Consider the following 9,457-nt stretch of genomic DNA (forward strand, 5'->3'; position numbering starts at 1 on the left):
ATTCAACGTAGCCACCTAGAAAGGGAACAGCGGGCTGAGGAAGAAACGGTCGAACCAGCCTGGCTGACTCGCATCGGCAAACGAGCCGGTGCCCGAGTAGGTGATGCGCGCATCGGCGACACGGGTCGACGACACGGTGTTGTCAGTGGCGATGTCATCGGCACGTACCAGACCGGCGATCCGCACCAGCTCATCGCCGGTATTGAGGGTCATCCACTTCTCGCCGCGCACAGCGATGATGCCATTGGGCAGCACGTCGGCCACGGTCACGGTAATCGAACCGGTCAGGCTGTTGCTCTGGCCGGACTTGCTGTCGCCCTTGGTCGCGCGGTCGCCGCTGTAGCCGACATCCAGGCTCAGATCAGTACTGCCCAACGGGTTGTTGAGGGTACCGCTGCCGCCAAACAACGAAGTCAGGCCGATGCCGGTCTTGCTGTTCTTGGCCACTTGCGAGTTGGCGTTTTTGCTCGCCTGGGTTCTCTCGTTCAGGGTGATGGTGATGATGTCACCGACCCGGAACGCCTTGCGGTCGCTGTACAGGTTCTGCTCGAAGCCGGCCTGATAGATCGAGCCGTTGTTGGCAGCCGCTGGCAACGGCGTGCGCGGCAACACCGGAGCGTAGTAAGGGTCATTGGGCTTGGGCGTCGGAGCGACGCAGCCCGCGAGCGAGACGACTCCACTCAATGCCAGAACAGATACGAAGCGATTCATGACCCTACCTCACGGTGTTGCAGGCGACCTCATGGCCGCCTCATAGACTTGATTACAGATTCTGCGTTACGAACGAGAGCATCTGGTCGGCGGTGGAGATCACCTTGGAGTTCATCTCGTAAGCGCGCTGAGTGGTGATCATGTTGACCATCTCTTCAACGGTGCTGACGTTGGAGGTTTCCAGGGTGTTCTGCAGCGTGGTGCCGAAACCGTTCAGGCCCGGCGTACCGACTTGCGGTGCACCCGACGCAGCGGTTTCCAGGAACAGGTTGTTACCCACCGCTTGCAGACCGGCCGGGTTGATGAAGTCGGCGGTTTGCAGGTTGCCGATCACCTGGGATGCCGGGTTACCGGCAACGGTGATCGAGACGGTGCCATCACGACCGACAGTGAAGGTCTGCGCATCGTTCGGGATGACGATGGCGGGTTCCAGGGCGAAACCGCTGGCATTGACGACCTGGCCATTGGAATCGAGGTGGAAAGTACCGTCACGGGTGTAGGACGTGGTGCCGTCCGGCTGCAGAATCTGGAAAAAACCGCGACCATCAACGGCCAGATCCAGCGGCTGCTCGGTGGTTTGCAGGCTACCGGCGGTGAAGTTTTTCTGCGTACCGACGATACGCACACCCGTACCCACTTGCAGACCCGACGGCAGCTCGCTGTCCTGAGTCGACTGGGCGCCTGGCTGACGCTTGATCTGATACAGCAAGTCCTGGAACTCGGCGCGATCACGTTTGAAACCCGTGGTCGAGACGTTCGCCAGGTTGTTGGAAATGGTCGTCAGGTTGGTGTCCTGGGCGGACAGACCTGTTTTGGCAACCCATAGAGCCGGAAGCATTCGATTCTCCTCGTGCGCCTGTTTTACGGCGCGACGTTCTGATAATTAGCTGATCTGCAAGACCCGAGCCATGGCCTGGTCGTCGTCTTTGGCGGTGTTCATCATCTTGACGTGCAACTCGAACTGCTTGGCCAGGGCCAGCACCGATGTCATCTCTTCCACGGCATTGACGTTGCTCGACTCCAGGAAACCCGACACCAGTTTGACATTGGCATCGGCCGGCGCAGGCTTGCCGTCCTTGGTGTAAATCGAGCCATCGAGGCCCTTGTTCATGTTCTTGATGTCCGGGTTGACCAGTTTGATCCGGTCCACCTCTGCCATGACGCGCGGGCCTTCGCCCATCGCACGAATACTGATGGTGCCGTCTTCACCGACTTCGATCTTCTGCTCGGGCGGCACGGCGATCGGACCGCCATTGCCCATCACCGGCATGCCGTTGCCGGCGCGCAGTACGCCGAGGGCATCGACATTGAGGCTGCCGGTGCGCACGTAGCTTTCGCCACCGTTCGGGTTCTGCACGGCGATCCAGCCATTGCCGGCCACGGCGACGTCGAGGTCACGGCCGGTCTGCACCAGCGAGCCTGGGGTGAAATCAGTGGCGGGACGTTCGCTCATGGCATACGCACGCGCCGGAAAGCTGTCACCGAACACCGGCATCGAACGCGCCTGCTCCAGGTCGCGCTGAAAACCGTTGGTGGAGATGTTCGCCAGGTTGTTGGCATGCGCCTTTTGCGCCAGTGCGTTCTGGCTGGCGCCGGTCATTGCCACATAAAGGTACTTGTCCACACTCTTTCCTCTGCATGCCGGACGTTTGCCGCCCACCGCTGTACTGCTGAGCCATAAGCAATTTGCAGACCAACTTTTTTCTGGCGGCTTCAGGCCCGGCAAACAAAGGACTTGAGGGGTTTTGCGCGAACGGGAGAAATGTATCGAAGTCGAAAAACCGGCGGTGTTATGCCGGTAGGTGGCAAAGCCTGGCGCTGAGGTTGTCGGTACCAACGCCTTCGCGAGCAAGCTCGCGCCCACAGCGATTGCATTGCAAATGTGCAAGCAGGCTTGCTCGCGAAGAGGCCATCATTACCCACACATGTTTGGGCTATGAATCGGTTTTACCGACTTCATACTCCCGCAACTTATTGGCAATGGTCGTATGCGAAACCCCCAACCGCTTGCCTAATTGCCGACTGCTCGGATGCTCGGAATACAACCGCTCCAGCACTGCTTTCTCAAAGCGCCCGACAATCTCGTCCAAACCACCCTCCAGCGAAAAATCGCCAAGCGGCTGACGCACGCCGTAATCCGGCAGACGAATATGCTCAGCCTTGACCGTACCGCCATCACACAGCGAAACAGCCTGGAACAGCACGTTTTCCAACTGCCGCACATTGCCCGGCCAATGGTAATGACTGAGCCGGTCCATCGCCGCCGGTGCCAGTTTGGGCAGCGAACACCCGATCTGCCGACTGGCCTGATCGAGGAAGTGCTCCACCAGCGGCGTCAAGCCATCGAGGCATTCACGCAACGGTGGAATGTGCAGCGAAAGCACGTTCAAGCGGTGATACAAATCCTGGCGAAACTCACCGCGCGCGCACAGCTCCGACAAGTCGACCTGCGTGGCGCAGATCACCCGCACATCCAGATAAACCTCTTCGTCGCTGCCGACCCGACGGAAACAGCCATCCTGCAGAAAACGCAGCAACTTCACCTGCAAACGCGGGCTCATCTCACCGACGCCATCGAGAAACAAGGTGCCGCCCGCCGTCAGCTCCAGCAGCCCGAGTTTGCCTTCGGCGCGCGCACCTTCGAAAGCACCCGGGCCATAGCCAAACAGCTCGGTCTCAGCCATCGACTCCGGCAGCCCCGCGCAATTGAGCGCCATCAACGGCGACTGCCCACGCGGACTGGCGAGGTGGCAGGCGCGCGCCAGCAACTCCTTGCCCGTGCCGGTCTCACCCTCTATCAATAAAGGTGCGTCCAATGGCGCCATGCGTCGCGCCTCGCGCACCACCGCGGCCATGACTTTCGAGCTTTGGAAGATGCTGTCGAACCCGCGCAACTCTTGTTTGCGCACGTTATAGATGCGCTCGCCGACGCGGTCGGCGCGATGCAACGTCAACACCGCACCAGCCATGGCTTCGCTGTCGTCGTGCTCTGATTGCAGCGGTGCGATGTCGGCCAGAAAGACGTCACCCTTGACCTTGACCCGCATACCGTTGATTCGCGATTTGTTGGCGCGCACCAGTTCCGGCAAATCGAAATCCTCGGCATAGCGCGAGAGCGGAATCCCCGGCACCTCATCAACCCGTACGCCCAGCAACTGTGCCGCCGCCCGGTTCGCCGCGACAATCGAGCCGCCCATGTCGATCGACAGCACCGGGAATTCCAAGGCGCCGAGCAAGGCATTCAACTCCATGTGCCGTCGCTCGCTGGGCATCAGCCCTACTCGCTTGACCCCGAACACCCCGGCAATCGCCTCGAACTTCGGCCGCAGCGCCTGGAACTGGATATTGATCAGGTTGGGACAATGCAGATAGATCGCGTTGCCGTGCTCACCACCGACCTCGCCGCGCGCGACGTTGATTCCGTAAGCCACCAGCAGGTTGAGGATGTCGCGCAAGATACCGATGCGGTTCTGGCAGTGGACTTTGATGCGCATAGAAAAGGCCTGACAAGGATGAGGTTGAACACAACCCCTGTGCAAGCAAGCGGCTCCCACAGGGTTTTGCGGCGCACCCTGGTCTCACTTTTCTGTCGAGGCGCGCAGATAGTCGTCAAGATTATGTGACACCCAATAGCCTTTTCAAACCTGAAAATCGCAGCAAACGCGAAGCAGACTACAATCCGTAACGAATACTTTACGAAAATCGACGATCTTTCCTACAAGGACGCCATTCAACCCGCTGCAAATCAACACGCTCTCGAGTCATTCTGAGTCCATCGCTGGACATAACAAGAACGAATTCCCCTAGCAGGAGAGCAGCATGAAGCAGACGCAATACGTGGCCCGCGAGCCCGATGCGCAAGGTTTTATCGACTACCCCGCCGAAGAACACGCGGTGTGGAACACGCTGATCACTCGCCAACTGAAAGTGATCGAAGGCCGTGCGTGCCAGGAATATCTGGACGGTATCGAACAACTCGGCCTGCCCCACGACCGCATTCCGCAACTGAGCGAAATCAACAAGGTGCTCGGTGAAACCACTGGCTGGCAGGTCGCTCGCGTCCCGGCACTGATTCCCTTCCAGACGTTCTTTGAACTGCTCGCCAGCAAGCAATTTCCGGTGGCCACGTTTATTCGTACCCGCGAAGAACTCGACTACCTGCAAGAGCCGGACATTTTCCACGAGATTTTTGGTCACTGCCCGCTGCTGACCAACCCGTGGTTCGCTGAATTCACCCACACCTACGGCAAACTCGGCCTGCAAGCGACCAAGGAAGAGCGCGTGTACCTGGCGCGCCTGTACTGGATGACCATCGAGTTCGGCCTGGTCGACACCCCGCAAGGCAAGCGCATCTACGGCGGCGGCATCCTGTCCTCACCGAAAGAAACCGTTTACTGCCTGTCGGACGAACCTGAGCATCAGACATTCGATCCGCTGGAAGCCATGCGCACGCCGTACCGCATCGACATTCTGCAACCACTGTACTTTGTCCTGCCAAACCTCAAGCGCCTGTTCGACGTGGCCCATGAAGACATCATGGCCATGGTCAGACAAGGCATGCAGTTGGGCCTGCATGCACCAAAATTTCCGCCGAAACCAAAAGCGGCGTGAACCGTGGCTTTTGCTTACAAGTGAGTCTGTCCGTTAGCGCCACTTTGGTTTAGCGTGGCGCAATTGACGACCGTTATAAAAAAAACACTCGATTCAGGAATCCAACCATGTCCACTTTGAACCAAGCCCACTGCGAAGCCTGCCGCGCCGATGCGCCACAAGTCAGCGACGAAGAACTGCCGATCCTGATCAAGCAGATCCCTGACTGGAACATCGAAGTACGCGACAGCATCATGCAGCTGGAGAAAGTCTTCCTGTTCAAGAACTTCAAACATGCACTGGCCTTCACCAACGCCGTCGGCGAAATCTCCGAGGCCGAAGGTCACCACCCGGGCCTGTTGACCGAGTGGGGCAAAGTCACCGTGACCTGGTGGAGCCACTCGATCAAAGGCCTGCACCGCAACGACTTCATCATGGCCGCACGCACCGACGAAGTGGCCAAGACCGCAGAAGGACGCAAGTAATGCACTTCGACGCCATTGGCCGGGTACCCGGCGACCCGATCCTCGGTTTGATGGAGGCGTATGCGCAGGACAGCAACCCGCGCAAATTCGACCTGGGTGTTGGCGTCTACAAGGATGCCCAAGGCCTCACGCCAATCCCCGAGGCAGTGAAGATCGCCGAGGCAAGGCTGGTCGAAAGCCAGGACACCAAAACCTACATCGGCGGCCACGGCAATCCGTCGTTTGGCAAAGTCATCAATGAGCTGGTACTGGGTGCTGACTCGAAGTTGATCGCCGAACAACGCGCCGGCGCTACTCAGACCCCGGGCGGCACCGGTGCCCTGCGTCTGGCCGCCGACTTCATCGCGCAGTGCTTGCCGGGCAAAGGCGTATGGCTGAGCAACCCGACCTGGCCGATCCACGAAACCATTTTCGCGGCGGCCGGCGTCAAGATCAGTCACTACCCGTATGTGGGCAGCGATAACCGTCTCGACGTCGAAGCCATGCTCGCAGTGCTCAATGAAGCACCGAAGGGCGATGTGGTGCTGTTGCATGCGTGCTGCCACAACCCGACCGGTTTCGACCTGAACCACGACGACTGGCAGCGCGTGCTGGAAGTCGTGCGCCGTCGCGATTTGCTGCCGCTGATCGACTTTGCCTACCAGGGCTTTGGCGATGGTCTGGAGCAAGACGCGTGGCCGACCCGCTTGTTCGCCGCGCAACTGCCGGAGTTGCTGATCACCAGTTCCTGCTCGAAGAACTTCGGCCTGTATCGCGACCGCACCGGCGCGCTGATCGTCTGCGCGAACACCGCCGACAAGCTCATCGACATTCGCAGCCAACTGGCCAACATCGCCCGCAACCTGTGGTCGACCCCACCGGATCACGGCGCAGCCGTTGTAGCGACCATCCTTGCCGATCCAGAGCTGAAAAGCCGCTGGGCCGACGAAGTGGAGGCCATGCGTTTGCGTATCGCGCAATTACGCAGTGGTTTGGTCGAGGCGCTGGAGCCCCATGGTCTGCGTGAGCGTTTTGCGCACATTGGCGTGCAGCGCGGGATGTTCTCTTACACCGGCCTGTCACCCGAGCAAGTGAAACAACTGCGCGAGCAACACAGCGTTTACATGGTCAGCTCAGGCCGGGCGAACGTGGCCGGTATCGACGCCACACGCCTCGCCTTGCTGGCACAAGCGATCGCTGACGTCAGCAAATAGATCCAGCCACACAAACCGCTGTGGGAGCGGGCTTGCTCGCGAAGGCGCAGTGTCAGTCGACAATTAAGTTGCCTGATACACCGCCTTCGCGAGCAAGCCCGCTCCCACATTTACTTTGCGGTGATCTTTGTTTTTGCTCCCCCTGCGGCCATTTGTCGCAATAATTCGAATTAAAAGTCTGATTGTCATTTTTCCTGCTGTATCCTGCTCAGGCTTTCAAAAAGCGCGGATCTACCAGATCTATCAACAGACTTAGCGAGGAGCGCAACCATGCACGAGATTCCTAATCTCCCCTTCCCAAGCCTGCACGTACCTGAGCAGACGACCACGCAACAAGCCGGCGCGGGGCAGCCCGAACCGAAAGAAGCCGTTGAGAGCCGTCCGGCCGACAGCGAAGAGTAACCCCGCCGTACAGACCGTGTGGAAAGCGCTAACATGCGCTTTCCACACTGCCTGAAACCCCGAGCCCGCCATGACCGACGAATTCTCCGAAAGCCAAGCCGCCGTTCTGATCGGTGCCACCGAGAAAATGATCGAAATCTGGAGTCGGCTCTCCCCCGAGAAGCAAGCCGCCCTGCTCGCCCGTTTCGGCAGCGAAGAGAACGCACTTGCCGCACTGGTCACCACGCAACTGGTCGCCCCCGCCAAACCCTGAAACCGTCGACCGGCAAATAGTTTTACTTTTCCCCGCCCCTGAAACGTTCGCGCCGGTATCATGAGCAGCCTATCTAATCTGCTGCTCCCGTGGACCTTTACCCATGTCGTTCTCTATGTCAGAGCCCCAGCGCCCCCTGGCGGTCACGCTGCAAGTCGTTTCCATCGTCCTCTTCACCTTTATCGGCTATCTGAACATCGGCATTCCACTCGCTGTACTGCCGGGCTACGTCCACAGCGACCTCGGTTTCGGCGCGGTAATCGCTGGCCTGGTGATCAGCGTACAGTATCTGGCCACCCTGCTCAGCCGTCCGTATGCAGGCAAGATCATCGACAACAAGGGCAGCAAGCTGGCAGTGATGTATGGCTTGGCGGGCTGTGGTTTGAGCGGTGTGTTCATGCTGATTTCGGCATGGACACCGAACATGCCGATGCTCAGCCTGATCAGCCTGTTGATCGGCCGACTGGTGCTGGGCAGCGCGGAAAGTCTGGTCGGTTCCGGCTCGATCGGCTGGGGCATTGGTCGGGTTGGCGCGGCGAACACCGCCAAAGTGATCTCGTGGAACGGCATCGCCAGCTATGGCGCGCTGGCAATTGGCGCACCGTTCGGCGTGTGGCTGGTCAGCCGTCTGGGCTTGTGGAGCATGGGGGTGAGCATCATTCTGCTGGCCGCGTTGGGCCTGTTACTGGCCTGGCCAAAAACCGCCGCGCCGATTGTCGTCGGTGAACGTCTACCATTCATGCATGTGCTGGGCCGCGTTCTCCCTCACGGCTGCGGCCTGGCGCTGGGTTCAATCGGCTTCGGTACCATCGCCACCTTCATCACCCTCTATTACGCCACTCAGCACTGGGACAACGCGGTGCTCTGCCTGAGTCTGTTCGGCGCCAGTTTCATCGGTGCGCGCCTGCTGTTCGGCAACCTGATCAATCGTCTTGGAGGCTTTCGCGTGGCGATTGCCTGCCTGTCGGTGGAAACCCTTGGCCTATTGCTGTTGTGGCTGGCACCGGATGCCCATTGGGCATTGGCCGGCGCAGCGTTGAGCGGTTTTGGTTTCTCGCTGGTATTCCCGGCGCTGGGTGTGGAAGCGGTGAATCTGGTGCCCGCGTCCAGTCGCGGCGCGGCCGTCGGCGCTTACTCGCTGTTCATCGATTTGTCGCTGGGGATCACCGGGCCATTGGCCGGCGCGATTGCGGCAGGCTTCGGTTTTGCCTCGATCTTCCTGTTTGCCGCCCTCGCCTCTCTGAGTGGATTGGCGTTGAGCGTCTATCTGTACCGTCACACCGCCAAGTATCGCGAAGACTAGAAATCCACCTTGCCACGCCCGGCCTTGATGCTGCCGCGTTTGGTTTTCGACTCAAGCCGACGCTTCTTCGAGCCAAGGGTCGGCTTGGTCGGGCGGCGTTTCTTTTCGACTTTGGTGGCGCTCAGGATCAACTCGACCAGACGCTCCAGCGCATCGGCGCGGTTGGCTTCCTGCGTACGATATTGCTGGGCCTTGATGATCAACACGCCGTCGCTGGTGATGCGACTGTCCCGCAACGCGAGCAATCGCTCCTTGTAGAAATCAGGCAAGGACGAGGCCGGAATATCGAAGCGAAGGTGCATAGCGCTGGAGACTTTGTTGACATTCTGCCCGCCGGCGCCTTGGGCACGGATGGCCGTCAATTCGATCTCGGCATCCGGCAGATGCACGTTGTTGGAAACCCTCAGCATTGCGTTCTCATAGTGATTCCGAAAACCTCTCAATATCCATAAAGCCCTTGATTATTAGGGTTTTAGGCGTTCTTCTATTGTCTCAGTGTTTCACTCTACAACGTGATTTT

11 protein-coding genes are annotated in these 9,457 nt (G+C 59.3%); 6 read left to right on the forward strand and 5 right to left on the reverse strand.

The genetic code is table 11. The annotated features are described in order from the left end of the window. Nucleotides 1–15: 15 nt before the first annotated feature. The 4 genes from flgH to AACY50_RS08625 all read right to left on the reverse strand — a co-directional run bounded on the left by flgH (nt 16) and on the right by AACY50_RS08625 (nt 4,205). Nucleotides 16–711 carry a flagellar basal body L-ring protein FlgH gene (gene flgH, locus AACY50_RS08610; protein WP_339432636.1) on the reverse strand — a complete coding sequence of 232 codons (696 nt, stop codon included), beginning with the start codon at nt 709–711 and terminating at the stop codon, nt 16–18. A 52-nt stretch (nt 712–763) separates the two neighbouring features. Continuing rightward, nucleotides 764–1,549, reverse strand: a complete 786-nt coding sequence (gene flgG, locus AACY50_RS08615) for a flagellar basal-body rod protein FlgG (RefSeq protein ID WP_187677348.1) — start codon at nt 1,547–1,549, stop codon at nt 764–766. Between the two features lie 45 nt (nt 1,550–1,594). Continuing rightward, complete coding sequence (locus AACY50_RS08620) at nt 1,595–2,335, reverse strand: flagellar basal body rod protein FlgF (protein WP_221732009.1); 741 nt, start codon at nt 2,333–2,335, stop codon at nt 1,595–1,597. Between the two features lie 310 nt (nt 2,336–2,645). Beyond that, nucleotides 2,646–4,205 carry a sigma-54-dependent transcriptional regulator gene (locus tag AACY50_RS08625; RefSeq protein ID WP_221732010.1) on the reverse strand — a complete coding sequence of 520 codons (1,560 nt, stop codon included), beginning with the start codon at nt 4,203–4,205 and terminating at the stop codon, nt 2,646–2,648. Between the two features lie 325 nt (nt 4,206–4,530). Here AACY50_RS08625 and phhA point away from each other — a divergent pair, with 325 nt between their 5' ends. The 6 genes from phhA (at nt 4,531) to AACY50_RS08655 (ending at nt 8,937) form a co-directional block, all read left to right on the forward strand. Next, nucleotides 4,531–5,322: a phenylalanine 4-monooxygenase gene (gene phhA, locus AACY50_RS08630; protein WP_339432637.1), complete on the forward strand. Its 792-nt coding sequence runs from the start codon at nt 4,531–4,533 to the stop codon at nt 5,320–5,322. Nucleotides 5,323–5,429: 107 nt separating this feature from the next. Beyond that, nucleotides 5,430–5,786: a 4a-hydroxytetrahydrobiopterin dehydratase gene (locus AACY50_RS08635; RefSeq protein WP_003222798.1), complete on the forward strand. Its 357-nt coding sequence runs from the start codon at nt 5,430–5,432 to the stop codon at nt 5,784–5,786. Continuing rightward, nucleotides 5,786–6,979, forward strand: a complete 1,194-nt coding sequence (locus AACY50_RS08640) for an amino acid aminotransferase (RefSeq protein ID WP_339495098.1) — start codon at nt 5,786–5,788, stop codon at nt 6,977–6,979. Before AACY50_RS08635 ends, AACY50_RS08640 begins: the two co-directional genes overlap by 1 nt. A gap of 270 nt (nt 6,980–7,249) precedes the next feature. Next, nucleotides 7,250–7,381 (forward strand): hypothetical protein, encoded by a 132-nt coding sequence (locus tag AACY50_RS08645; protein ID WP_260455831.1) that lies wholly within the window; start codon nt 7,250–7,252, stop codon nt 7,379–7,381. Nucleotides 7,382–7,451: 70 nt separating this feature from the next. After that, a complete protein-coding gene (locus tag AACY50_RS08650) occupies nt 7,452–7,634 on the forward strand; it encodes a hypothetical protein (RefSeq protein WP_042558181.1) in 183 nt (60 codons plus the stop codon). A 103-nt stretch (nt 7,635–7,737) separates the two neighbouring features. Continuing rightward, nucleotides 7,738–8,937 carry an MFS transporter gene (locus tag AACY50_RS08655; protein ID WP_339432640.1) on the forward strand — a complete coding sequence of 400 codons (1,200 nt, stop codon included), beginning with the start codon at nt 7,738–7,740 and terminating at the stop codon, nt 8,935–8,937. Here the strand turns inward: AACY50_RS08655 and arfB are convergent. Then, entirely contained in the window at nt 8,934–9,347 is a 414-nt protein-coding gene (arfB, locus tag AACY50_RS08660; RefSeq protein WP_339465190.1) for an alternative ribosome rescue aminoacyl-tRNA hydrolase ArfB, read from the reverse strand. The genes AACY50_RS08655 and arfB overlap by 4 nt on opposite strands. Nucleotides 9,348–9,457: the final 110 nt, after the last annotated feature.

The sequence above is a fragment of the Pseudomonas sp. RA_15y_Pfl2_54 genome (assembly GCF_963971015.1).
In the GTDB taxonomy this organism is placed as follows: Bacteria; Pseudomonadota; Gammaproteobacteria; order Pseudomonadales; family Pseudomonadaceae; genus Aquipseudomonas; species Aquipseudomonas baetica_A.